Annotated in this window: 22 protein-coding genes and 1 tRNA gene; 12 read left to right on the top strand and 11 right to left on the bottom strand. The window is 70.1% G+C overall.

The window, feature by feature from the left end; all coding sequences use genetic code 11:
- The first annotated feature begins 12 nt into the window (after positions 1-12).
- The 6 genes from HB662_RS14210 to HB662_RS14185 all read left to right on the top strand — a co-directional run bounded on the left by HB662_RS14210 (position 13) and on the right by HB662_RS14185 (position 7,050).
- Entirely contained in the window at positions 13-1,479 is a 1,467-nt protein-coding gene (locus HB662_RS14210; protein WP_168050470.1) for an N-acyl-D-amino-acid deacylase family protein, read from the top strand.
- 130 nt (positions 1,480-1,609) lie between these two features.
- Positions 1,610-1,954: a hypothetical protein gene (locus HB662_RS14205; RefSeq protein ID WP_168050469.1), complete on the top strand. Its 345-nt coding sequence runs from the start codon at positions 1,610-1,612 to the stop codon at positions 1,952-1,954.
- 37 nt (positions 1,955-1,991) lie between these two features.
- Positions 1,992-2,576, top strand: a complete 585-nt coding sequence (locus tag HB662_RS14200; protein WP_168050468.1) for a LysE family translocator — start codon at positions 1,992-1,994, stop codon at positions 2,574-2,576.
- A 54-nt stretch (positions 2,577-2,630) separates the two neighbouring features.
- Positions 2,631-3,794: an acyl-CoA dehydrogenase family protein gene (locus HB662_RS14195; protein WP_168050467.1), complete on the top strand. Its 1,164-nt coding sequence runs from the start codon at positions 2,631-2,633 to the stop codon at positions 3,792-3,794.
- Positions 3,794-4,918 (top strand): CaiB/BaiF CoA transferase family protein, encoded by a 1,125-nt coding sequence (locus tag HB662_RS14190; protein WP_168050466.1) that lies wholly within the window; start codon positions 3,794-3,796, stop codon positions 4,916-4,918. Before HB662_RS14195 ends, HB662_RS14190 begins: the two co-directional genes overlap by 1 nt.
- Before the next feature lie 164 nt (positions 4,919-5,082).
- Positions 5,083-7,050, top strand: coding sequence for a methyl-accepting chemotaxis protein (locus tag HB662_RS14185; RefSeq protein ID WP_168050465.1), 1,968 nt, complete (start codon positions 5,083-5,085; stop codon positions 7,048-7,050).
- Positions 7,051-7,333: 283 nt separating this feature from the next.
- Here HB662_RS14185 and HB662_RS14180 read toward each other — a convergent pair whose 3' ends face one another.
- Positions 7,334-8,209 carry an N-formylglutamate amidohydrolase gene (locus tag HB662_RS14180; RefSeq protein WP_168050464.1) on the bottom strand — a complete coding sequence of 292 codons (876 nt, stop codon included), beginning with the start codon at positions 8,207-8,209 and terminating at the stop codon, positions 7,334-7,336.
- A 120-nt stretch (positions 8,210-8,329) separates the two neighbouring features.
- Between HB662_RS14180 and HB662_RS14175 the strand changes: the two genes are divergently transcribed.
- From HB662_RS14175 to HB662_RS14155, 5 genes are all read left to right on the top strand, one after another.
- Positions 8,330-8,404 (top strand) — tRNA-Val (locus HB662_RS14175).
- A gap of 202 nt (positions 8,405-8,606) precedes the next feature.
- Entirely contained in the window at positions 8,607-9,608 is a 1,002-nt protein-coding gene (gene dctP, locus HB662_RS14170; RefSeq protein WP_245185643.1) for a TRAP transporter substrate-binding protein DctP, read from the top strand.
- A gap of 1 nt (position 9,609) precedes the next feature.
- The gene (locus HB662_RS14165) at positions 9,610-10,155 is read left to right on the top strand and encodes a TRAP transporter small permease (protein ID WP_168050463.1); all 546 of its coding nucleotides are present in this window, start codon (positions 9,610-9,612) and stop codon (positions 10,153-10,155) included.
- A 7-nt stretch (positions 10,156-10,162) separates the two neighbouring features.
- Positions 10,163-11,443 (top strand): TRAP transporter large permease subunit, encoded by a 1,281-nt coding sequence (locus HB662_RS14160; RefSeq protein ID WP_168050462.1) that lies wholly within the window; start codon positions 10,163-10,165, stop codon positions 11,441-11,443.
- Between the two features lie 50 nt (positions 11,444-11,493).
- Positions 11,494-11,631, top strand: coding sequence for a hypothetical protein (locus HB662_RS14155; RefSeq protein ID WP_168050461.1), 138 nt, complete (start codon positions 11,494-11,496; stop codon positions 11,629-11,631).
- A gap of 27 nt (positions 11,632-11,658) precedes the next feature.
- Here the strand turns inward: HB662_RS14155 and HB662_RS14150 are convergent, their stop codons facing one another.
- From HB662_RS14150 to HB662_RS14135, 4 genes are all read right to left on the bottom strand, one after another.
- Positions 11,659-12,066: an ester cyclase gene (locus HB662_RS14150; protein ID WP_168050460.1), complete on the bottom strand. Its 408-nt coding sequence runs from the start codon at positions 12,064-12,066 to the stop codon at positions 11,659-11,661.
- 128 nt (positions 12,067-12,194) lie between these two features.
- Positions 12,195-13,727, bottom strand: coding sequence for an EAL domain-containing protein (locus HB662_RS14145; RefSeq protein WP_168050459.1), 1,533 nt, complete (start codon positions 13,725-13,727; stop codon positions 12,195-12,197).
- A gap of 77 nt (positions 13,728-13,804) precedes the next feature.
- Positions 13,805-14,353: a carboxymuconolactone decarboxylase family protein gene (locus HB662_RS14140; RefSeq protein ID WP_168050458.1), complete on the bottom strand. Its 549-nt coding sequence runs from the start codon at positions 14,351-14,353 to the stop codon at positions 13,805-13,807.
- 142 nt (positions 14,354-14,495) lie between these two features.
- On the bottom strand, positions 14,496-15,071 hold the full coding sequence (locus tag HB662_RS14135) for a peroxiredoxin (RefSeq protein WP_168050457.1): 576 nt from the start codon (positions 15,069-15,071) through the stop codon (positions 14,496-14,498).
- A gap of 126 nt (positions 15,072-15,197) precedes the next feature.
- On the opposite strand from HB662_RS14135, the gene HB662_RS14130 reads away from it, so the two are divergent.
- On the top strand, positions 15,198-16,112 hold the full coding sequence (locus HB662_RS14130) for a LysR substrate-binding domain-containing protein (protein ID WP_168050864.1): 915 nt from the start codon (positions 15,198-15,200) through the stop codon (positions 16,110-16,112).
- 80 nt (positions 16,113-16,192) lie between these two features.
- Here the strand turns inward: HB662_RS14130 and paoC are convergent, their stop codons facing one another.
- From paoC to HB662_RS14100, 6 genes are all read right to left on the bottom strand, one after another.
- Positions 16,193-18,379 carry an aldehyde oxidoreductase molybdenum-binding subunit PaoC gene (gene paoC / locus HB662_RS14125; protein ID WP_168050456.1) on the bottom strand — a complete coding sequence of 729 codons (2,187 nt, stop codon included), beginning with the start codon at positions 18,377-18,379 and terminating at the stop codon, positions 16,193-16,195.
- A 3-nt stretch (positions 18,380-18,382) separates the two neighbouring features.
- Positions 18,383-19,333, bottom strand: coding sequence for an FAD binding domain-containing protein (locus HB662_RS14120; RefSeq protein ID WP_168050455.1), 951 nt, complete (start codon positions 19,331-19,333; stop codon positions 18,383-18,385).
- Positions 19,330-19,848, bottom strand: coding sequence for an aldehyde dehydrogenase iron-sulfur subunit PaoA (gene paoA / locus HB662_RS14115; protein ID WP_168050454.1), 519 nt, complete (start codon positions 19,846-19,848; stop codon positions 19,330-19,332). Before paoA ends, HB662_RS14120 begins: the two co-directional genes overlap by 4 nt.
- 87 nt (positions 19,849-19,935) lie before the next feature.
- A complete protein-coding gene (locus tag HB662_RS14110; RefSeq protein WP_168050453.1) occupies positions 19,936-21,087 on the bottom strand; it encodes an OmpA family protein in 1,152 nt (383 codons plus the stop codon).
- A gap of 84 nt (positions 21,088-21,171) precedes the next feature.
- A complete protein-coding gene (locus HB662_RS14105; protein ID WP_168050452.1) occupies positions 21,172-21,744 on the bottom strand; it encodes a DUF924 family protein in 573 nt (190 codons plus the stop codon).
- Positions 21,741-24,668, bottom strand: coding sequence for an FAD-binding and (Fe-S)-binding domain-containing protein (locus HB662_RS14100; RefSeq protein WP_168050451.1), 2,928 nt, complete (start codon positions 24,666-24,668; stop codon positions 21,741-21,743). Before HB662_RS14100 ends, HB662_RS14105 begins: the two co-directional genes overlap by 4 nt.
- Positions 24,669-24,754 lie beyond the last annotated feature (86 nt).

Genomic DNA, 24,754 nt, shown 5'->3' with positions numbered 1-24,754 from the left:
AGGAACCCGCGCATGGCGCTCCGCTGCGACCTCATCATCCGCGATGCCACCCTGATCGACGGCACCGGCGGCCCGCGGCGCACCGGTGACATCGGCGTGAAGGGCGACCGCATCGCCGCCATCGGCGACCTCGGCGGCGCCAGCGCGGATCGGGAGGTGATGGCCAAGGGCCGGGTTGTGGCCCCCGGTTTCATCGACGCCCATACCCATGACGACCGCGCAGTGCTCTGCGGCCCGCAATGCACCACCTGCAAGACCAGCCAGGGCGTCACCACGGTGGTGGTCGGCTGCTGCGGCGTCAGCCTGTCGCCGGCCCGCTTCAAGCGCATGCCGCCGCCGCCGCTGGACCTGATCGGCGCCGAGGGCTGGTGGCGCTTCGGCGATTTCGGCGATTACGCCGAGGCGCTGCGCAAGCAGGGCAGCGAGGTCAACACCTACGCCCTGGTCGGCCACCAGACGATGCGCGTGGAAGCCATGGATGGGGATGTGTCCCGCCCGGCGAATGACCGCGAGATCCACCACATGCACCAGCGCCTGAAGCAGGCGCTGGCGGAAGGCGCCTCCGGCTTCTCCACCGGCCTGTACTACGACCCCAACAAGCATGCGACGACGGAGGAAGTCATCGCGGTGGCGGAGGCGCTGCGCACCACCGGCGGCCTCTATTCCACCCATATGCGCGACGAGGCGGACCGCATCCTCGCCTCGATCGAGGAGACGATGAAGATCGGCAAGAATGCCGGCGTCGCGGTGCAGATCAGCCACCACAAATGCTCGCTGCCGGAGAATTTCGGCCGCTCCACCCAGACCCTGCCGCTGATCGCCGAATATGCCCGGACGCAGGAGGTGGCCTACGACGTCTATCCCTATCCGGCCGGCTCCACCGTGCTGATGCCGGATCGCCTGCGGGACGACGTGAAGGTGATGATCACCTGGTCCGTCCCGCATCCGGAGATGGCCGGCAAGTACCTGCACGACATCGCCCGCGGCTGGAACAGCGACATCAAGGCGGCGGCGGAGCGCCTGACGCCGGCCGGCCAGATCAGCTTCCAGATGGATGAGGAGGATGTGCGCCGGATCATGGCGCATCCGCTGTCCATGATCGGCAGCGACGGCATCCCGCATGACGCCCACCCGCATCCCCGCCTGTGGGGCACCTTCCCGCGCGTGCTGGGGCATTACGTGCGCGATGTCGGCCTGTTCTCGCTGGAGACGGCCGTGCACAAGATGACCGGGCGCTGCGCGGAGGCCTATGGCATCGTCGATCGCGGCACGCTGGTGGAAGGCGCCTATGCCGATCTCGTGCTGTTCGACCCCGCCACGGTGATCGACGCCGCGACCTTCGAGACGCCGACCTTGCCCTCCATCGGCATCGAGGAAGTCTGGGCCAATGGCGTGCCCACCTTCCGCGCCGGGTTCGGCGAACAGGGCGGGGCCACCGGCGAAAAGCCGGGCCGGCTGGTGACGCGCCATCGCGCCTGAACCGGTCATCATTCGGCCGCGCGCCTGGTACCAGCCGGCGCCGGCCAACGATCCGGCGCCGCCCGGCCCGGGCCAGCAGCCCGCGCCGAAGTCGCGCACCGCGCGCAATGCGCTGATCACGGCGGGGCTGATGCTGGGCGCGCTGGTTGTCGGCGCGCAGTTCTTCGCCGGCGGCTGGACCGCGCCCTTCGAGATGACCCCCTACATCAAGGCCGGCCCCCGGGTCGGGGCGCAGCAACTGGAGCGGGACCTGCTGGCGGCCCATGCGCCGGGCAGCAGCCTCGGGCCGCTCTACGCGCAATTGCAGCGCATGGGCTTCACCTGCGGCGGCCAGACCGAGGCGGGGGCGGTGGAAACCTGTCGCTTCCGCGCCCGCCGCGGCGATGACCAGGTGCTGACCGCGACGGCGGAACTGCGGCATGATGGGCTGGAGGTGCAGGGCATCGCCATCGGCATGGCACTCTCCGCCAACTGAGCTTTTACCAGGTCAGCATTGCTGTCACGATCCGCACATGGACTGGTTGCCGCTCCTTGGTTTCGCCATCGCTTCCTCGGTCACGCCGGGGCCGAATGTGCTGATGGTGGCCGCCGCCGCCGCCGGCCATGGGCTGCGGCGCGTGCTGCCGCACATGCTGGGAATCACTGTGGGCTTCGGCGGCATGATCCTGCTGGTCGGGCTGGGCCTGGCGGGGCCGCTGCTGGCCAGCCGCATGCTGCATGAGGTGCTGCGCTGGGCCGGCGCGGCCTGGCTGCTGTGGCTCGCCTGGAAGATCGCCACCGCGCCCCCGCCGCAGGCCGGCCCGGCCCGGCCGCCGCTGGGCTTCGTCGGCGGCGCGCTGTTCCAATGGGTGAACCCCAAGGCCTGGATGATCGCCGCCGCCGTGGTGCCCGCCTTCACCCGGCCGGGGGAGCCGATGCTGCCGCAGGTGCTGGCCATCTCCCTGGTCTTCCTGGCCATCACCATGCCCTGCCTGCTGGTCTGGGCCGGCATCGGCGTCTCCGCCGGCCGGCTGCTGTACAGCCCGGGCCGGCTTCGCGCCTTCAACGTCACCATGGCGCTGCTGCTGGTGGCGAGCCTGGTGCCGATGCTCAGGTAGACTTGGCTGGTTCTGCGCCGTAATCCCGGGGGCAACTCCGGGAGAAACCATCCGATGGACATGCACCAGCCCGCCGCCGATCCGCATGCCGAGATCCGTGAGGAAGTGCGGAAGCTCTGCGCCCGCTTCCCCGGCGAATACTGGCGCGAGATGGATGCGCGCCGCGGCTACCCCACGGAATTCGTCCAGGCGCTGACGGAAAGCGGCTACCTGGCCGCGCTGATCCCCGAGGAATTCGGCGGCGCCGGCCTGCCCTTGTCCGGTGCGGCGGCGATCCTGGAGGAGATCCAGGCCAGCGGCTGCAACGGCGCCGCCTGCCACGCGCAGATGTACATCATGGGCACCATCCTGCGGCATGGCAGCCCGGCGCAGAAGGCGCAGTACCTGCCCGAGATCGCGGCCGGGAAGCTGCGCCTGCAGGCCTTCGGCGTGACGGAGCCGACCAGCGGCACGGACACCACCGCGCTGCGCACCACCGCCCGGCGCGAGGGCGACAAGTACATCATCAACGGCCAGAAGATCTGGACCAGCCGGGCCGAGCATTCCGACCTGATGCTGCTGCTGGCCCGCACCACGCCGCGCGACCAGGTGGCGAAGAAGACCGAGGGCCTGTCCACCTTCATCGTCGACATGCGGACCGCCAAGGGCCTGACCATTCGCCCGATCCGTACGATGATGAACCACAATTCCTGCGAGGTCTTCTTCGACAACATGGAAGTCCCGGCGGAGAACCTGCTCGGCACCGAGGGCAAGGGCTTCCGCTACATCCTGGACGGCATGAATGCCGAGCGCCTGCTGATCGCCGCCGAATGCATCGGCGACGCCAAGTGGTTCACCGCGCGCTCCGCCGCCTATGCCAAGGAACGCGTGCTGTTCGGCCGGCCGATCGGCCAGAACCAGGGCGTGCAATTCCCGATCGCCAAGGCCTATGCCCAGATGCGCGCGGCGGAGGCCATCGTGCAGAAGGGCCTGGCCAAGTTCGAGCGCGGCGAGAACTGCGGCGAGGAGGCGAACATGGGTAAGATGCTCGCCGCCGAGGCGTCCTGGGCCGCCGGCGAGGCCTGCATCAACACCCATGGCGGCTTCGGCTTCGCCGAGGAATACGACATCGAGCGGAAATTCCGCGAGACGCGGCTGTACCAGGTGGCGCCGATCAGCACGAACCTGATCCTGAGCTATATCGGCGAACACGTGCTGGGCATGCCACGGAGCTATTGATGCGCCCGCTCGAAGGCCTTCTCGTCGTCGCCATGGAACAGGCGGTGGCCGCGCCCACCTGTTCCGTGAAGCTCGCCGATGCCGGCGCGCGCGTCATCAAGATCGAACGCGCCGAGGGCGATTTCGCGCGTGGCTACGACACCGCCGCCGCCGGCCAGTCCAGCTATTTCGTCTGGCTGAACCGGGGCAAGGAATCCCTGGTGCTGGACATCAAGCAGGCCGAGGACAAGGCGCTGCTGGCGCGCATCCTGGCGAAGGCGGATGTGTTCATCCAGAACCTCGCCCCCGGCGCCATGGGTCGTGCCGGCTTCGGCAGCGCCGAGCTGCGGGCGAGGCATCCGCGGCTGATCACCGTCGATATCTCCGGCTACGGCGAGGAAGGCGACTACGCCGCGATGAAGGCCTACGACCTGCTGGTGCAGGCGGAATCGGGGCTGGCCTCCATCACCGGGCATCCGGCCGGGCCAGGGCGGGTCGGCGTTTCCGTGGTGGATATCGCCTGCGGCATGAACGCCCATGCGGCGGTGCTGGAGGCGCTGATCGCGCGGTCCATCACCGGCCAGGGCACCGGCATCGCCGTGTCGCTGTTCGACGGCATGGCGGATTGGATGAACGTGCCACTGCTGTACTACGAGGGCACCGGGAAGGCGCCGGCGCGGGTTGGCCTGGCGCATCCCTCGATCTGCCCCTACGGCGCCTTTGCCACTTCCGATGGCGCGCTGGTGCTCATCTCGATCCAGAACGAGCGCGAATGGGCCGCCTTCTGCGGCGGCTTCCTGAACCAGCCCGGACTGCCGGCGGAGCCAGGCTGGCGCAGCAATAATGAACGCGTGGCCAACCGCCCCGCGGTCGATGCCCATGTCGGCCGGACCTTCGCCACGATGACCCGGGACGAGGCCGCCGCGCGGCTGAACCTGGCGGGCATCGCCTATGGCTTCGTCAATGGCGTGGCGGAACTGGCAAGCCATCCGGCGCTGCGGCGCCTGGTGGTGGAGACGCCCGGTGGGCCGGTTCCGGTGGCGGCGCCGGCGGCGCGCCTGGCCGGCCCGCCGCGCAGCTATGGCCCGGTGCCGGCGCTGGGCGAACACAGCGCGGCGATCCGGGCGGAGTTCGGGCCGGCATAGGGCATGGCCTGGGGACCGGGCCTGGGGACCGGGCCTGGGGGACCGGGCCTGGGGACCGGGCCTAGGGGACCGGGCCTGTGATCCGGCCCGGGACCGGGCCGCGATTCACAGGCCGTCAGTCCTTCGCCTGTAGTCTCCCGGGAAAGCTCCCGGAAGGCCGCCTCATGAAACGTTTCGACAGTATCCGCCTGCAACTCGCCGCCAGCTTCGCCGCGGCCGCGCTGTTCGCCTGCCTGACCCTGTCCGGCTGGTCCTGGTGGGCCATGCAGGACCGGCACGCCGCTGCGGTGGCGGAGGCGCTGGCGGAAGGTGAGGGTACGTTGGATCGGGCGCTGGCGGATGAGCAGCAGCGCCAGCTCAGCCTGGCGCGTGCCCTGGCGGCGCTGCCCCAGGTGCAGGCAGCGGCCGCGGCGAAGGATCGGCAGGCCATGCTCGCCGCCTTCGCCCCGCCCTTCGAAGCGCTGCGCCTGAACGGCGACGCCACCAACATCTCGGTCATCGTGCCGCCGGGCGTGGCGCTGGCGAGGGCCCATTCGCCGAACAGCTTCAACGACGATGTCTCCACCCGTCGCCGCGACATCATCGCCGCCATGGAAGGCAATCGGGAGGGTGGCGGAATCGAGCAGCTTCCGAGCGGCACCGGCGTCGCCGCCATCGTGCCCGTGCTGCAGGCGGGGCGGGTCGTGGGTGTGCTGAACGTGGCCACGGTCTTCAACGCCACCCAGCTGAACCGCATCCGGGAGGCGACGGGCCTGGGCATCGCCGTGCATTCGGTGCGGCCGGATGCCATCGTCACCCTGGGTGCCACGCAAGGCTTCCAGCGCATGGCGGAGGATGCCGCGCTGCGTGCCGCGCTGACCGAAGCGCCCGCCGCGCGGGAAGCCCGGCTGGATGGGCGGCCGGTGATGGTGCTGCTCAAGCCGCTCCGCAGCTCGATGGGCGCCACCGTCGCGGTGGCGGAAATCCTGCTGGACCTCAGCGCCGCGGAAGCGGAGACGACGCGCGAAGGCACCTGGCTCGCCGGGCTGGCGCTGGGCGTGCTGGCGCTGGTGCTGGTGCTGGCGACCCTGCTTGGCCGCGCCATCGCCGGGCCGATCGACCGGATGACCCGCGCCATGTCCGACCTGGCCGATGGAAGGCTGGACACCGAGATTCCCGGCCGTGACCGGGGCGGCGAGATTGGCGCGATGGCCCGCGCGGTGCAGGTGTTCAAGGACAACGCCATCGCCGTGCGGCGGCTTGAGGCGGAGCAGCGGCAGGCGGAGGAAGCGGCCGAAGCCGCGCGCCACGCCGCCCGGCAGAAGCTGGCGAATGACTTCCAGGCCGAGATCGGCAGCATCATCGAGGAAGTCGCCGCCGCTGCCGCGCGCATGGAGAATTCGGCCGAGGGCCTGTCGAGCTTCGCCGAGCGGTCCAGCGCCAAGGCCGGCGCGGCCAGCAGCGCCACCCAGGATGCCAGCGCGAACGTCCAGACCGTCGCCGCGGCGACCGAGGAACTCGCCGCCAGCGTCAACGAGATATCCCGGCAGGTGGTCAATTCCTCCGCCATTGCCAGCCGCGCGGTGGCGGAGGCGCAGGCGACGGATGGGCGGGTGCAGGGGCTTTCATCCGCGGCCAACCAGATCGGCGACGTGGTGCGGCTGATCTCCGACATCGCCGCCCGCACCAACTTGCTGGCGCTGAACGCGACGATCGAGGCGGCGCGGGCCGGCGAGGCGGGCAAGGGCTTCGCGGTGGTGGCGGCGGAGGTGAAGAACCTGGCCGCGCAGACCGCGCGCGCCACCGGGGAGATTGGCGCCAAGGTCACCGAGATCCAGTCCGCCACGGCGGATTCGGTGGCCGCGATCCGCGGCATCGGCCAGGTGATCGGCGAGATGGCGGAGATCGCCACGAGCATCGCCGCGGCCGTGGAGGAACAGGGCAACGCGACCCGCGACATCGCCCGCAACGTGCAGCGGGCGGCGCAGGGCACCACGGAGGTGGTGGGGCATATCGGCGGCGTGGCGGGTGCGGCGGATGAGGCGGGACGTTCCGCGCATGGGCTGCTGGATGAGGCGAGCGGCCTGTCCGGCCAGGCGGTGCGACTGCGCGGGCAGGTGGCGGAATTCCTGGCCACCGTCCGCGCCGCCTGAGCGAGGGGAGGCGCCCGAAATCATGCGTTTTCTGCATAGCTGCACCGCAACATTCCGACCATGCTGCGCTGCAAAAAACCCCTTGCGAGCGGGTGGGCCGGACGCTAGATTGTGCATCGCAGCAACACGGCGTTGCCGGGTTGTCTGTCTTTCTTGGACGTTTCCTCCCTAAACTCGGCGGTCCCGCAAGGGACCGCCTTTTTTTTGTCCGGAGGCTGCGCGTCCAGGTTCCGGCCCGCCTTCTGCCCGGCGGGCAGCCCCGCGTTGCGTCCGGCGGGCGAGGTTAGCGCAGGCTGCTCCAATCCGCCCGTGCCAGTACCGCGATCAGCCGGCTGATATCGCGGGTCAGTGGCTGCATCCCCGGTGCCCGTTCCACCCGCGCCTCGTTCATGTACAGGCTGCGCGCAATCTCGATCTGCAGCGCATGCACGCCGTCCCGCGGCCGGCCGTAATGGCGCGTGATGTAGCCGCCGGCATAGGGATCGTTGCGCCGGGTGCGGTAGCCCATGCCGCTCAGCGTCTCCTCCACCAGCCGCGTCGCGCGCGGGGCGCAGGCGGTGCCATGCGCGTCCCCCAACACGAAATCGGCCGGGTTAGCGCCATGCGCCGGATGCGCCGGCATGGAATGGCAGTCGATCAGCAGGCAGTAGCCGAAGGTCGCGCGCGTCTCCGCGATCAGCCCGGCGAGTGCCTCATGATAGGGCTGCCAGTAGCGCCGCACCCGCAGCTCGGCTTCGGCGAAGGGCAGCTTATGGCGATAGACCGGCTCGCCGCTGGCGACCACGCGGGCGATGGTGCCAAGCCCCGCGCCGACTCGCGGGCTGGCGCTGTTCACCCAGGCCGGCAGCGGGCCGTCGAACATGCCGGGGTCCAGTTCCCAGGGCTCCCGGTTCGCATCGCAGAAAACCCGCGGGAAGGTTGCCCGCAGCAGTGGCGCGCCATGGGCGGGGGCGGCGGCGAACAATTCATCGACGAAGCTGTCCTCGCTGCGCCGCAGCGCAGTGGAATCCAGCCGCGCCTCCGCCAGGAAGGCGGCGCTGTAATGCGCGCCGCTATGCGGCGAGGCGAAGACGAGGGGCACGCTCTGCCGTTCCGGCCGCGCCACCTCGAAGGGGGGCAGCTCCGGCGGCAGGGTGGTGGCGGGAAGAGGCAGGTCCATCGGTGGCGTGATCAAGCCACAGCGAGGGGCGCATTGTCATCCCCACATCATCTTCGCCGAACCGCGTGCAGCGGGGTTGCGCCCGGGGCCGCGCTTGGCTATCTGCAGCGCTCGCTGGATGGGCGCGTAGCTCAGCGGGAGAGCATCGCCTTGACACGGCGGGGGTCACAGGTTCAATCCCTGTCGCGCCCACCATCCAGCCTCCCTTCATCGCCACGCTTTCGGGCGTCCGCGTCGATGAAGCCGGCGCCGGAAGACCGGCCCAGCAACGTCACCTGCCTCGCAATTCCCCTGCATTGCAGATCCGTGAGCGTGGATGGTTGACCCGTGCAACGCTCTGCGGCCATGGTCCGCCGCCCATCGCCACACGGCCAAATCATCGGGGGATTCCATCGCCATGCGCCGCCGCCACCTGCTCGCCGCCGCCCTCGCCATGCCGGCCCTGCCGCGCCTGGCCTCGGCGCAGGCCGCCACCACCATGCGCCTGTCGCACCAGTTTCCGCCGTCGCACCACAATGCCCGTGTTATCGCGGCCTTCGCCGAGGATGTGAAGGCGCGCAGCAACGGCCAGGTCGAGGTGCAGGTCTTCCCGGCGGAACAGCTCGCCAAGGCCGGCGAAAACTTCCCCGGCGTCGCCCGCGGCGCCTTCGAGGCGGCGGCGGCGGTGAATTTCCAATGGGGCACGACCATCCCGGAGATGAACGCGCCGACCATCCCCTACCTGTTCACCGATATCGCCCGCATCCGCCGCTTCCCCGGCAGCGAGGCCGCGAAGTTCCTGGAGGGCCTGCTGGCGCGCCGCGCCGTGGTCAACCTGATGTGGCTCTACACCACCCGGCAGAGCATCTTCACCTCCAACCGCAAGCCGATCATCAACCTGGCCGATTTCCAGGGCATGAAGATCCGCGGCCTGAACGCGCTGACCGACCACGCGCTGTCCGCCGTCGGCGCCGCGCCGTCTGCCATGCCGGGGCCGGAAGTGTCCCAGGCGCTGCAGTCGGGCGTGCTGGATGCGGGGCTGACGGACGTCTCCGCCGCCGTGTCGCGCCGCTACTACGAGATCCAGAAGTTCGGCACCGTGGCGCCGTATTTCTCTGTCATCAGCCATGTCTATGTGAACCCGCGCTGGTTCAACGGCCTGGCGCCGGCGCATCGCACGGCGATCGAGGCCGCGGCGCGCAAGGCGGAGCAGGACCAGATGGATGTGACGGAGGCGACCGCCGCTTCCGCCGTCACCACGCTGCGCGAGCGCGGCATGACCATCCATGAGCAGACCGCGGCGGAGACGGCCACCTGGCAGGCCGCCATGCAGCCGCCCGTGATCACCGCCTTCAACCGCCTGGCGCCGGAGGGCGGCCCGCGCGCCGTCGAACTCCTCCGCACCATCCCGACCGCCTGAGATGCGGGGGCTGGAGCGCGCCGTCGGCTATGTGGCGCGCTTCGCCGGCGCGCTGGGCGGCGTGCTGACCCTGTGCTGCGTGGCACTGGTCGGCTACGCCGTCGGCATGCGCTACCTGCTCGGCCAGCCGGAGCCATGGACCGACAAGGTGGCCGGCTGGCTGGTGGTGGGCGTGGTGATGCTGGCCTCGGCCGAGGCGCAGCGCCGCTTCGAGCATATCGGCGTCGATATCGCCCGCGAGAAGCTCGGCCCGCGGCTGGTCCGCGTGGTGCACCTGGTCGGCACGCTCTCCGTCGCCGTGGTGGCGGCGCTGCTGCTGGATGCCGGGATCGAGATGGTGGAGTTCAGCCGGATGGTCGGGATGATGACCGACCTCGAAGGCGTGCCCGCCTGGTGGATCCAGGCCATGCTGCCGGTAGGCGCCGCCCTGCTGCTGCTGGTCGCCGCCTGCCAGTCCCTGCTGCTGCTGCTGGGCGTGGAGCCCGAATACCTGCCGGCCGAGACCGGCGACGAAATGCCGCGCGACCCGCTCGCCCGGGCGGAGTAGAGCGCGCGTGACCTTCTTCCTGCTGCTGGGCGCGCTGATCGCCCTTCTCTGGCTTGGCATGCCGATGTTCGCGGCGCTGTTCCTGCTGCCGCTGGCGGTGCTGTTCTACGTCGAGGGCGCCGTCCCGGCGCTGGGCGAAATGGTGATCGGCAAGCTGGACGGCTACCTGCTGGTGGCGATCCCGCTGTTCATGCTGATGGCGCACATCATGGTGCGCGGGAAGGTGGTGGACGACCTCTACAACGCCGCCTTCGCCCTGCTGCGGCGGGTGCGTGGCGGCGTCGGCATCGCGACCGTCGCGGCCTGCACCATCTTCGCCGCGATCAGCGGCAGCTCCGTCGCCACCGCGCTGACCATCGGCAAGATCGCGATCCCGCAGATGCTGCGCTACGGCATGTCCCGCCGCGGTGCCTTCGGCGTGGTGGCGGGTGGCGGCACGCTCGGCATCCTGATCCCGCCCTCCGCACCCATGGTGCTCTATGCCTATGTGACGGAAACCTCCGTCGCCGCGCTGTTCCTGGCGGGGCTGATCCCCGGGCTGCTGATGGCGCTGATGTTCGCAGCCTATTGCTTCATCACGGAAGGCCGCGCCGTGGTGCCGAAGGATGAGCCGGTGCCGGAGGCGGTGCACCTGGCGCTCGCCCGCGCCGGCTGGTCGCTTTCGCTGCCGATCTTCGTGCTCGGCGGCATCTATCTCGGCATCTTCACCGCGACCGAGGCGGCCGGCACCGGCACCATCTATGCCCTGCTGATCGCGGCGCTGATCTACCGCACGCTGACCTGGCGGGACATGGTGCATGGGGTGCAGGAGGCGACGCGGACCTCCGCCATGCTGCTGCTGATCATCGCGGGCGCCGCCATCTACGGCTACATGCTGACCAAGCTGCGGGTGCCGCAGGAGCTGACGCAGCTTGTCGCCGATTTCGGCCTGTCGCGTACCGGCTTCCTGATCGCGATGATGGTGCTGCTGTTCCTGCTGGGCCTGGTGCTGGAGAGTTTCTCCATCATCCTGCTGACCATGCCGGCGATCCTGCCGCTGCTCGGCGTGCTGGACATCGACAAGGTCTGGTACGGCATCCTGCTGACGCTGAGCCTGGAGATGGCGCTGATCTCGCCGCCCGTCGCGCTGAACCTGGTGGTCATCAAGGCGATCACCGGGGCGCCGCTGGCCGAGGTGAACCGCTCCATCCTGCCCTACATGCTGATGCTGGCCTTCGGCACGGCCATGCTGATCGCCTTTCCGGATATCGCGCTGTGGCTGCCGCGCGTGGCCGGCTACGGCGGGTAACGAACTCCGATGCTTCCGGGCGGTTTGAAGGGCATCCAGGAGATGCCCGCATGATCCGTGCCGCCTGCCTTGCCGCCTGTCTCAGCCTCGCGCTCGGCCTCACCGCCTGTGGCGCCGCGCCGAGCGGCCCGCCGGCCGGGGTGCCGGATGCGAACCGCCTGGCGCCCGGCTACACCAACAACGAATGATCCGGCGGGGCCGGGCCGGCCGGCCGTTCAGGCGCCGAGTTGCCGCATCAACCCGAAGACGTCCATCTGGATGCGCGTGTCCTGCACCTTCCCCGCCTCGATCCGGTCGATCACCATGCCGCCCACCGAGACCTTGCGGTGCGTCGCCGGCACCCCGAAGAACGAAGCTTCGTGCGTGCCGGTCCAGGTGAAGCGTGTGAGCACCTTGTCGCCCTCGGCGATCTGCTCCTCCACGGTCCAGTGCATGTCCCGGAATGCGCTTCGCATGCCCTGCACCACCTCCTTCACGCCGGCAAGGCCGGGTTGCTGTCCCGGGAAGGGCTCCAGCTCAACCACATCCTCCGCCATATAGTCGCCCGCTGCGTCCAGGTGCCCCTGGTTGATGACCTGGTCGATGAATCCGCGAATGAGCTGCTTGTTCTGGTCCGGGGTCATGCGCGTCCTTCCGTGCAGCGCGGGCAGGGCGCTCCGGCCCGCATGGGCCGATGATGGCAGCGCCAAGCGCGCGGGTCATGGGAAACGATGCGCCACGGGCCGCTCGCCCGCCTTGGCTGGCCGCCCGCCTATAGCGGCCCCGGCTTCCCGAACAGCCAGCCCTGGCCGTAATGCACGCCGAGTTCCTGCATCGCCAGGGCCGCTTCCTCCGTCTCGATCCGCTCCGCGACCACCTGCGCGCCGACCGCGAGGGACAGGTCCACCATGGCGGCGACGAAGCTCCGGTCGCGGTCGCTGGTCAGCGCCGCCTGCACGTAGCTGCCATCGACCTTCACGTAGTCGGCGGGGAAGGATTTGAGGTAGCGGAAGGCGGCCGCGCCGGCGCCGAAATCATCGATGCAGATCGGCACGCCGCGGGCGCGGAGGCCGCGCAGCGTGAGGGCGGCGGCATCCTCATCCTCGATCTCGGCCGATTCGGTCAGCTCCACCATCACCCGCCTTGCGCCGCGCGGGTCCCGGTTCAGCAGCGCATGCAGGCGCCGCCGGAAGCCGACCGACTGCGCCGAGAGGCCGGAGATGTTGAAGGCGAGGTGCTGCCCATCCGGCACCGCATTGGCGGCGGCGATCGCCATGGTGGCGACCGCCAGGTCCAGCTCCTCCGTCAGCCCGATCGTCTCGGCGAGGGAGACGAACTCCTGCGGCCCCTCGCCAGGCGCCAGCACTCCCGGCTCCAGCCGCAGCAGCGCCTCATGGTGATGCAGGCGGCGGGTGGCGAGGTGGACGATCGGCTGGAAATCCAGGCGGAACTGGCGCGCGGCGATGATCCGCCGCAGCACGCCGGCGCGTTCCGTCACCTTCGCCACCACGCCGGACAGCCCATCCTCGAAGCCGGCATTTCGCAGCCCCGCCGCGCCGAGGCGGACGAAAGTGCCCAGCCCGTAGCGCAGGGCGCGGGCGGCCTGGGCCGGTGTCAGCCCGCCACCGGCCAGGGAGATGGTGGTGATGGCGACGCTGCCGGCCTCGGTGCCCAGCAGATCCTCCAGCCGCCGGGCCAGCGGGCCGAGCTCAGGCAGCGACTGGCCTTCCCCGGGCAGCAGGCCGTAGCGGCCGGGGGCGAGTTCGGCGGCCAGGGCTTCCGGACCCGCCTCCTCCCGCAGCGCCCGCTCCAGCATCTCGGTGGCGGAGGCGCGGGCGGTGCCCAGGTCGATCAAGGCCAGCCGATCCGCATGGCCGGCGCGCAGGCGCTGCTCGGCTTCCCGCAGCAAAGCGGGGCCATCGGCGGGGCGCAGGTCGGGCGGCGCGGGCAGGGGGGAGAAGCACAGGCAGAGCCGCGCCTGGGTCTCGGCCGACAGCATGTGCAGGCCGGAGACGGAGAAGGGCGTGTGCTCGACATCCGCCAGCCGGAAGGCGGTGGGCGCCAGGCGCCCCCGGCCGGGCAGCAGTGCGAGTGCGGTGGCGAAGGCGGCGCGGTCTTCCGGCGCGATCAGGCGGATCGGGTCGGTGCCGATGAAGCTCTCGGGCGTCTGGCCGAGCCGCGCGCGGAAGGCGCCGGCCGCGAAGCCGATGCGGCCGTCGCTGCCGACTTCCACCAGCAGATCCGCCGCGGCGAAGGCGAAAGCGACGAATCTCTCGCGATCGCCGAGGGAGCGGGGATGAGCCATCGCCGCATCCTAGCGGCGCGGGTATTGCGAAACCGTATACGGCCGGCGCCCAATTCGGGCGCCGCCGCATGCCGGGTTCAGGCGGCGGCGCGGATCTCGCCGGCCACCGCATCCTCGGCGTCCAGCGTCGCGGCGGTGGCGTGCACCACGGCGGCGATGCGGACGGAGGCCTGCACCTGTTCCTTGGTCAGCCCGCCATGCAGCACGATCTTCTCATGGCTTTCCATGCACATGCCGCAGCCATTGATGGCCGAGACGGCGAGCGACCACAGCTCGAAATCCACCTTGTCCACGCCCGGCTTGGCCATGACGTTCATGCGCAGCTTCGCCGGCATGCTCGCGTAGTCGCCGCCGACCAGGTGGGTGAAGCGATAGTAGACGTTGTTCATGCCCATGATGGCGGCCGCGGCCTTGGCGGCGGTCAGCGCCTCAGGCGAAAGCTGTGCGCCGAATTCGGCGACCATCGCGGCGGTCAGCTCCGCATTGCGGCTGGCGATGGCGGAGGCGACGAAGGTGCCGGCGCGCTGCTGCTGGTTCAGCACCGGCTCGGAAGCCAGCGAACCGAGGTTCAGCTTCAGGTCCTTGGCGTATTCGGGCAGGCGGGCGCGGATGGCTTCGAGGGACATGGGAAGGAACCTTGCATCTGGCGCGACGAATATCTCCCGCGCCGCAGGCGAGGGAGATCGGGGGGCTTACGGGGGGCTGATTGCCCCCCGTTCGTTCATGCAGCCAGGGTTGGTGTGGCGGCTGGCTGCGTGAACGACAAAATCAAGCCGCCTTTTCGAACAGTTCCTGCGGCTTCAGGACATCCTTGCCCTTCTCCCAGTTGCAGGGGCACAGCTCATCCGTCTGCAAGGCGTCGAGCACGCGCAGCACTTCCTGCGGGTTGCGGCCGACGTTCAGGCCGTTCACGGCGGCCCACTGGATCGTGCCCTCCGGATCGACGATGAAGGTCGCGCGCAGCGGCACGCCCTCGTTCTTGTCGAGGATGCCGAGCGCCTCGGACAGCTCGCGCTTGGTGTCGGCGAGCATCGGGATCTCGAGGTTGCGGATGTCCTCGTTGTAGACGCGCCAGTTCAGGTGCACGAACTCGCTGTCCGTGGAGGCGCCGTACAGCACGGTGTCACGGTCGGCGAACTCGCCGTTCAGCTTGCCGAAGGCGGCGATTTCGGTCGGGCAGATGAAGGTGAAGTCCTTCGGCCAGAAGAACACGACCTTCCACTTGCCGGAATCCGTCGTCTCCGTGATCTCGGTGAAGGACTTGCCCGGGCCGAGCAGGCCTTCCTTGCCACCCTTGACGGCGGTGAGCTTGAAGGCCGGGAACTTGTCGCCAACGGTCAGCATGCGGTGATCTCCTGGGGAGGATTTTCGCGGGATATCGTCACGGCTTGCGCCGCCACAGCCGTGATATGGCGCAGTGCAGCAAAGCGTGCCAATGAATAGTTTTCCAGGTTTCAATCGGTTCTATCGATCATGCTCCTGCCCAGCCCGCAACAGCTCCGCTACCTGGTCGCGCTCGCCGACCATGGCCATTTCGGCCGGGCGGCGGCGGCCTGCGCGGTCACGCAATCCACCCTCTCGGCCGGGCTGATCGCGCTGGAACGGCAATTGGCGGCCGCCCTGCTGGAACGCGGCACGGCGGTGAAGCGGCCGGTCTTCACGCCGCTCGGCCTGGAACTGGTGGCCCGCGCCCGTACGGCGCTGGCCGCACTGGAGGCGGTGGCGGAAACCGCGGCGATGGCGCGGGACCCGCATTCGGGTCCGCTACGCCTCGGCGTGATCCCCACCATCGGCCCCTTCCTGCTGCCCCGCCTGATGCCCGCCTTGCGCGCCGCCTATCCGCGCCTGCGGCTGTGGCTGCGGGAGGATCTGACGGAACGCCTGGTGGCGGGGCTGGAGGCCGGGCGGCTGGACCTGCTGCTGCTGGCGCTGCCGGCGGCCGGCACCATGGAGACTCTGCCGCTGGCGGAGGACCCGTTCCGCGTCGCCCTGCCGCGCGGCCACCATCTGGCCAACCGCGATTCGGTCCCGGTGGCCGCCCTGGCCGGGGAACGCCTGCTGCTGCTGGAGGATGGCCACTGCCTGCGCGCCCATGCCGAGGCCGCCTGCGGCCTGCCGCGCGGCTTGGCCAATTCCGGCGATGAAGGCTTCGCCGCCACCAGCCTGCACACGCTGGTGCAGATGGTGGCCGGCAATCTGGGCGTCACGCTGCTGCCGCAGCTTGCCATCGATGGCGGTGTGCTGGGCGACAGCCCGGTGGAGGTCCGCCGGCTGGATGGCGCCGCCGCGCCGGGGCGGATGCTGGCGTTGGCCTGGCGGCCACGCAGCCCGCGCTCCGCCGAATTCGCCGGGCTTGCGCCCGTGGTGGCGGCGGCGCTGGCGTAGCCAACCGCCCGAAAGCCCTCTCCACCCACAGGGGGGAGAGGGTTGGGTGAGGGGGGACCGCCCGCCCGCTCCCGCTCCTCTCACGCCACCGCCGGCAGCCTCGCCAGATGCTTGTCCAGCGTGACCGGATAGTCCCGCACCCGCACGCCCGTCGCGTTGTAGACGGCATTCGCCACCGCCGCGCCGACGCCGCACAGCCCCAGCTCCCCCACCCCCTTCGCCTTCATGGGGGAGGAGAGGGGGTCCGTCTCGTCCAGGAAGATCACCTCCTGGTGCGGGATGTCGGCATGCACCGGCACCTCGTAGCCCGCCAGATCGTGGTTCACGAAGAAGCCGCGGCTTGTGTCCACCGCCAGCTCCTCCATCAGCGCAGCGCCGACGCCCATGGTCATGGCGCCGATCACCTGGCTGCGCGCGGTCTTCGGGTTGAGGATGCGCCCGGCGGCACACACCGCCAGCATGCGCCGCACCCGCACCTCCCCGGTCGCGGCATCCACCGCGACCTCCACGAAATGGCCGGCGAAGGTGGATTGCTGGTAGCGCTTGGCGAGGTCGCCGTATTCGATGCGATCCTCCGCCGACAGTGCCCCGGCCTCCGCCAAGGGGACGGCGCGGTTGCCGAGGCGGACCTCGCCATCCTCGAACACCGCATCGCTGGCGTTGAAGCCGAGCGCCTGGGCCACCGCCTCCCGCAGCTTCACGCAGGCGGCATAGACGCCGGCGGTGGAGTTGTTGGCGCCCCATTGGCCGCCTGATCCGGCCGAGGCCGGGAAATCCGAATCGCCCAGCCGCACCGCCACCCGGTCCAGCGCAACGCCCATCATCTCCGCCGCGGTCTGGGCGAGGATGGTGTAGCTGCCGGTGCCGATATCGGTCATGTCGGTCTCGACGATCACGCCGCCATCGCCATCCAGCCGCACCCGCGCGGCGGATTTGGTCTGCAGGTTGTTGCGGAACCCGGCCGCCATGCCGAATCCGACCAGCCAGCTACCCTCCCGCACCTGGCCGGGCCGCGCCTGGCGGCGCGACCAGCCGAAACGCTCGGCACCCCGGCGCAGGCATTCGACAAGCTGGCGCTGGGAGAAGGGGCGGGACGGATCGGCGGGATCGACCTGGGTGTCGTTCAGGATGCGGAATTCCACCGGGTCCATGCCCAGCTTCTCCGCCATCTCATCCATCGCGATCTCCAGCGCCATCATGCCGGGCGCCTCGCCGGGGGCGCGCATGGAATTGCCCTCCGGCAGGTCCAGCTCGGCCAACCGCAGGCCGGTCAGGCGGTGGGCGCCGGCATAGAGCAGCTTGGTCTGGTCCACCGCGGTTTCCGGGTCACCGCCCTTCAGGTTGCCGGACCAGCTTTCATGCGCAATCGCGGCGATCCGCCCGTCACGCCCCGCGCCGATGCGGATGCGCTGGATGGTGGCGGGGCGGTGGGTCGTGTTGTTGGCGATCAGTGGCCGAGGCAGGGCCAGCTTCACGGGCCGCCCGGTGGCGCGGGCAGCAAGGGCCGCCAGCACGGTATCGGCCCGCAGGAACAGCTTGCCGCCGAAGCCGCCGCCGACATAGGGCGAGACCAGCCGCACCTTCTCCTTCTCCAGCCCCAGCGTGAGGGCCAGGTCGCCACGGGTCCAGGCGACCATCTGGTTCGAGCACCAGACCGTCAGGCTGCCGCCATCCCAGGCGGCGATGGTCGCATGCGGCTCCATCATCGCATGGGTCTGGTCCGGCGTGGTGTAGGTGGCATCGAGCTGCACCGGTGCGCTGGCGAAGCCGGCTTCGAAATCGCCGACGCGCGTATCATCCTCCTGCCCCGCATCGCCCATGGCGGTGCGGGCGGCGGCCAGGTCGTAATTACCTTCCTCGGGCAGCCAGGTTACGCGGATCGCCTGCGCGGCCTCCCGCGCCTGTTCGAAGCTCTCGGCCACGACCACGGCGATGGCCTGGTGGTAGTGCTCCACATGCGGCCCGCCGAGCAGCCGGGCCGTGTTCATCTTGCCCTGGCCGAGCTCCCCCGCATTGGCGGCGGTGACGATGGCGAGCACGCCGGGGGCGGCCTGCGCATCCTCCAGCGTCATGGCGCCGATGCGGCCCTTGGCGATGCCGGCGACGACCACATAGGCATGCGCCATGTCGCCCGGGATGTCCTGGCGTTCGTATGCATAGGGCGCGGTGCCGGTGGTCTTGAGCCTGCCATCGATGCGGTCCGCCGGCTGGCCGATGATGCGCAGGCGGTCGATCGGGTTGGTGGTGGCGGCGGTGTCGAACTTCATGGCTCAGGCCCTTCCTTCCGCCAGCACCGCGGCAAGGGTGCGTTCCGCCAGCAATAGCTTGAAGGCATTGTCCGGCCGCGGCGCCGCGCCTTGTAGCAGCGCGGATGCCACCGCCTGCGCGCCCTGCGGCAGCGCGGCGTCAGCCGCCGCCACCCGCCAGGGCTTCGGCGCCACGCCGCCCAGCGCCACGCGCCCCGTGCCATCCGGCTGCAGCACCGCGGCCACCGAGATCAGCGCGAAGGCGTAGGAGGCGCGGTCGCGCACCTTCCGATACACCTGCCGCCCGCCGACCGGCGGCGGCAGGGTGACGGCGGTGATCAGCTCGCCCTGCTCCAGCACCGTCTCCAGATGCGGCGTGTCGCCGGGCAGCAGGTGAAAATCGGCGATCGGGATGGCGCGTGCGCTGCCATCGGCGCGGATCGTCTCCACCACCGCATCCAGCGCCCGCATCGCCACCGCCATGTCGGAGGGGTGGGTGGCGATGCAGGATTCGCTGCCGCCGATCACGGCAAGCTGGCGCGAATAGCCCTGCAGGGCGCCGCAGCCGCTGCCGGGCTGGCGTTTGTTGCAGGGTTGGTCGGTGTCGTAGAAATACGGGCAGCGCGTGCGTTGCAGCAGATTGCCCGCCGTGGTCGCCTTGTTGCGAAGCTGGCCGGAGGCGCCGGCTAGCAGCGCGCGGGACAGCACCGCATAATCCCGCCGCACCCGCGCATCCGCCGCCAGGTCCGTATTCCGCACCAGCGCGCCGATCCGCAGGCCGCCTTCCGGCGTCGGCTCGATGCGGTCGAGGCCGAGGTGGTTCACATCCACCAGATGCGTCGGCGCCTCGATCTGCAGCTTCATCAGGTCCAGCAGGTTGGTGCCGCCGGCGATGAAGCGGGCCTGCGGGTGGCCGGCCAGCGCCGCGGCCGCGTCCTGCGGCGTCGCGGCGCGCTCATAGGTGAAGGCCCTCATGCGCCCGCCACCTCGGTGATGGCGTCGAGAATGTTGGAATAGGCGCCGCAGCGGCAGATATTGCCGCTCATCCGTTCCCGCACCTCCTCGGCCGTGAAGGTCGCCTCCGCGGTCAGGTCCCCGGTGACGTGGCTCGGTATGCCGGCGGCGATCTCCTCCAGCACGGCGACGGAGGAGCAGATCTGGCCCGGCGTGCAATAGCCGCATTGGTAGCCGTCATGCCGTATGAAGGCGGCCTGCATCGGGTGCAGCGCATCCGGCGTGCCGAGGCCCTCGATGGTGGTGATGGCGTCGCCGTCATGCATCACGGCCAGCGACAGGCAGGCATTGATGCGGCGGCCATTCACCAGCACCGTGCAGGCGCCGCACTGGCCGTGGTCGCAGCCCTTCTTGCTGCCGGTCAGGTGCAGGTGGTCGCGCAGCGCATCCAGCAGCGTGGTGCGCGGGTCGAGCGAAAGCTGGCGCGGCGCGCCGTTGACCTGCAGGCACAGGTCGAGCGGAACGGGGTCTGGCATGGGGCGATCCTATCGATCGGCGCGCGTCGCGCCCGGCTGGGTCCGGGCAGATGACGCGGCAGACCGGCTTTGGTTCGCCGGATGCTGTTACCGCAGGATGATCTCCACCCGTCGGTTGCGCGGCTCCCGCGCCCCGCTGCGGGTCGGCACGGCGGGTTGGGTCTCGCCATGCGCGGTGATGGAGATGCTGTCGCCGGCGATGCCCTGGCGGCGGAGCTCGCTTGCCACCGCCTCCGCCCGACGGCGCGACAGGCGCTGGTTGGCGGCGGGGCTGCCGGCCGCATCCGTGTGGCCGCCGACCTCGATCACGGTGCTGCCGCTGCGCGCCGCCTGGGCGGCCTCGATGACGATCTGGCGGGCGCGGACGGTCAGGCTGGCGCTGTTCAGGCCGAAATAGACGATGAAGCTGCGCGTGACGGCCGGCGCCGCGGCGATCGGCGGTTGCACGGCGATCGGCGGCGGGGTGAAGGCGACAGGGGTCGCGGGCGCGGGTTCCGCCACGCCGCCGAGCGAATAGCGCAGGCCGAACAGCACCGCGTGGTGGTAGGGGCTGATCTCGGCGCGGCCGGCGGTGGGCGCGGTGCGGCGGCGGGTCGTGGTGAACAGGTTGGCGGCGTAATCCTGCTCCACGGTGCCCATGAAACGGTATTCGGCGGTGGCCGAAAGGCCCGGCACGGCGGCGATCGGGAAGGCGGCGCCAGCGATGGCCTGGTAGGCGAGGTTGCCCTCCGTGCCATCCACCGCGAGGCGCTGGCCGGAACTGGCCACCCGGAAATCCTTCACCTCCGACCAGACATAGCCGAGGCCGACGCCGAAATAGGGCTGGATCCACTCCGCGCCGAGATCGACATCGACCAGCGCATTGGCCATCAGCCCCCAGTTCCAGAGCTGCCCCTGGCTGCTGGTGACCGGGGCGAGGCCCGGCCCGGCACTGGCACGGTCCACCGCATTGGCGCGCAGGCTGCCCTCCAGCTCCACACGGATGCCGTTGCCGAAGCCGTAGCCCAGCGCGACCACGCCCATCGCCATCGGCTCGAACCGCACGGTGCCATTGCCGCGCAGCGTGTTGCGGATGGTGCCGCTGGTCTCGACATCGGCCGATTGCGGCTGGTTCACGCCGATTCCGGCGGCCGCGTAGAAGCCGGGCGGTGTCTGGGCCAGCGCAGGACGGGGCTGGGCGGAGGCGGTACCCGGCACAAGGAACATCGGGGCGACAAGCGCCGAGAGGCGCACTAGCATCGCCCGACCATTCCGTATCATCGCCGCCCCCGTGTGCTCAGGGGGCGCAACATGGCCCATTCGTGAGACAAGCGGAATAGATTTTCAGAAACCGCCGCCAGCCGCGAGCCAGGCTTCCTCCGCGGGCGTGCTGGTGCGGCCGAGCGCCGCGTTGCGGTGCGGGAAGCGGCCGAAGCGCTGGATCACCACGCGGTGCCGCCAGGCATAGTCGATGACGCCATCTGGCGCGGCGATCGCGGGGAAGTCGCGCAGCCCCTCGAACAAGGCGACGGACAGGTCCTGGTCTTCCATCGACTCGCCGTGCTCGAAGGGCAGGTACAGGAAGCTGCGCTGCACCGGGTGCAGGGCGAGGTCCTGCTTGCGCTCCAGCACCGCCTGCCGCGCGATGGCGCGGCCATGGGGATCGGAGGCGAAGGCCTCGGCGCTGCCGCGATGCAGGTTGCGTGGGAACTGGTCGAGCAGGATCAGCAGTGCCAGCGCGCCGTCCGGCGTCGCGGCCCAGCCATCCAGCACGCCCTCGCGCGCCGGCACCAGCAGCGAGCCGAAGCGGGCGCGGATGCCGGCATCGAAGGCGTCATCCTTGGTGAACCAGGCCTTGCGGAAGGTGCCAGGCCCTTCACTGAACCAGAAATCGAGGATGTCGGCAGGTTGCGTCATGTCAGGGCCATGTCCAGCAGTCGGATGGAATGCAGCGCCGGCCGCTTCGCCAGATCGCCGATCTGGTGGCGGCAGGAGGTGCCGTCGGCGACGATCAGCGCGGTCGGCGCGGTGCGGCGAATATGCGGCAGCAGTGAGAGTTCGGCCATGGCGATGGAGGTCGGCAGCTTCTCCGCATCATAGCCGAAGGCGCCCGCCATGCCGCAGCAGGAGGAGGTGATGGGCGTGACCTTCAGCCCTGGGATGCGCGTCAGCGTCGCGACCGCCGCCGGGAAGTCGCCGACCGCCTTCTGGTGGCAATGGCCATGGATATGCGCCTCCGCCCCAATCGGCTTCAGCGTCAGCGGCGCCTTGGTCTTCGCCAGCCATTCGGAGACGAGCATGGCGCGCGCCGCCAGCTTCCGGGCCGGCTCGCCGGGGAGAAGTGACAGGAACTCGTCGCGCAGCGTCAGCAGGCAGGAGGGTTCCAGGCCGAGCACGGGGCTGTCCCATGCGGACAGCGCCTCCAGCGTCCGCCGTGCCTCGGCGCGGGCCTGCTCGACCATCCCGGCGGCGAGGTAGGTGCGGCCATCATCCAGCGGGCGGCTGCCGCGCGGGGGGCGGGCGACGGCCGGATCGGCACCGGCGGCGCGCAAGACGCGGACGGCAGCTTGTAAATTCTCCGGCTCGAAGTAGCGGTTGAAGAGGTCGGGCAGCAGGATGACCTCGTTGGCGCGGCCATCCGGGGCGCGCAGCTCCGCATCATGGAAGGCGTCGCCGCGGAAGCGGGGCAGGGTGCGGCCGGCGGCGAGGCCGGTCAGGCGCTCGCTCAGCCTGGCCATCCCGGGGATCAGGTCGCGGGCGTTGAAGACGAAGGGCGCGATGGCGGCGAAGGGCGCCCAGCGCGGCATCTCGGCGATCAGCCGGTCGCGGAAGGCCACGCCATGGCGGCGGCCGCGGGCATGAGCGGCCTCGATCTTCATCTTCGCCATGTCGACACCGGTCGGGCATTCGCGCTTGCAGGCCTTGCAGCCGACGCACAGCGCCATCGCCTCGGCGACTTCGTCGGAGGCTAGGCCCTCGGCACCCAGCTGCCCGGTCAGGGCGAGGCGCAGCGTATTGGCGCGGCCGCGCGTGAGGTGCTGTTCCTGCCGCGTGGCGCGATAGGAGGGGCACATGGAACCGGCGTCGAATTTCCGGCAGGTGCCGTTGTTGTTGCACATCTCGACGGCGCCCAGCAGGCCGCCTTGCGGGCCTGGCCAGGCGGACCAGTCGAGCGCCGGCGTCACCGCCGGATCGGCCGCATAGTCCGGGCCGTAGCGGAACAGCCGGCGGTCATCCATGCGCGGCGGATGCACCACGCGGTTCGGATTCAGCAGGCCATGCGGCAGTTCGGGCGTGCCGGGGTCGAAGGCGTCCTTCACTGCCTCGAACGCCTTCACGATGCGGGCGCCGAACATCGGCTGGTGGAATTCGGAGCGGACGATGCCGTCGCCATGCTCGCCCGAGTGCGAACCCTTGTATTCGCGCACCAGGGCGAAGCACTCCTCCGCGATGGCGCGCATCTTCGTCACGTCCTCGCCGGACTTCATGTTCAGCACGGGCCGGACATGCAGGCAGCCGACGCTGGCATGGGCGTACCAGGTGCCCTTGGTGCCGTGGCGGGCGAAGACGTCGTTCAGGCGTTCGGTATAATCCGCCAGGTCGGCCAGCGGGACGGCGCAATCCTCGATGAAGGAGACCGGCTTTCCGTCGCCCCTCATGCTCATCATGATGTTGAGGCCGGCCTCGCGCACTTCCGCAACGCGCGCCTGGAAGCCGGCATCGGTGATGCGCACCACCTGGCCGGGCAGGCCGAGGTCGCCCATCATCTCCTCCAGCCGGTCCAGCCCCTGCAGCAGGGTCGCATCGTCATGGCCGTGGAATTCGACGATCAGCAGGCTGTCCGGCTCACCGATCAGGATCTGGTCGATGGTGTCGCGGTAGATCGGGATCGACCGGCCGAGGTCGATCATGGTGCGGTCCACCAGCTCCACCGCCTCCGGGTCCAGCGTCACCAGGTGCTGGGACGCGGCCATCGCCTGGCGGAAGGACGGGAACTGGCAGATGCCCAGCACCTTGCGCGGCTTGATCGGCCACAGCTTCAGGTCGAGCGAGGCGGAGAAGGCCAGCGTGCCCTCGCTGCCGACCAGCAGCCGCGCCAGGCTGCCGCGGCCGGCGGCACGGCCGGCCGGCGTCAGCGCATCCAGGTTGTAGCCGCCGACGCGGCGCAGTTGGTCGGGGAAGCGGGCCGCCACCTCCTCCGCCTCCCGTGCCCCGATGGCGCGCAGTTTTGCCACAAGGTCAGCAACGGAGCCGGGCACGTCCGGGCCGAGATTTTCGGGGATGTCGCCGAAGCGGAAGCGCGTACCATCGGCCAGGATCGCATCGATGGCGCGGACATTATCGGCCATCAGCCCGTAGCGGATGGATTTCGACCCGCAGGAATTATTGCCCGCCATGCCGCCGATGGTGCAGCGCTGCCAGGTGGAGGGATCGACCGGATAAAACTGCTTCGACGCCTTCAGCGCCTCGTTCAACGCGCCGAGGGTGATGCCGGGCTCCACCGTCGCGGTGTCGCCATTCACGGAAAGCACCCGGCGCAGATGTGGCGTGCAGTCCAGCACCAGCGCCCGGTTCACCGTCTGGCCGCATTGGCTGGTGCCGCCGCCGCGCGGCAGCACTGGCACGCCTTCCTCCCGGCAGATCGCCATGGCAGCCGCCACATCCGCCGTGCTGCGCGGCACCAGCACGCCGATCGGCATCTGCTGGTAGATCGAGGCATCCGTCGCATAGCGGCCGCGGTCACCGGCGGAGAACAGCACCTCCCCCTCCGTCTCGCGCTGCAGGCGCCGGGCGAGGCGGCTATCTGCGACCCTGGCTTCGATTCCGGTACTGGCATTCATGCTTGGGCTCTCCTCCGGCCACTCTCTACCGCGGCGCCCGGGCGGGTGGTCATCTATAAATCTCATCAATCCGACAAGGCTTACTC

Origin of the sequence: Falsiroseomonas frigidaquae (assembly GCF_012163145.1) — a bacterium.
GTDB lineage: Bacteria > Pseudomonadota > Alphaproteobacteria > Acetobacterales > Acetobacteraceae > Falsiroseomonas > Falsiroseomonas frigidaquae.
The sequence above is the reverse complement of the archived record's forward strand: the minus strand, read 5'-3'. Positions and strand labels throughout refer to the sequence as shown.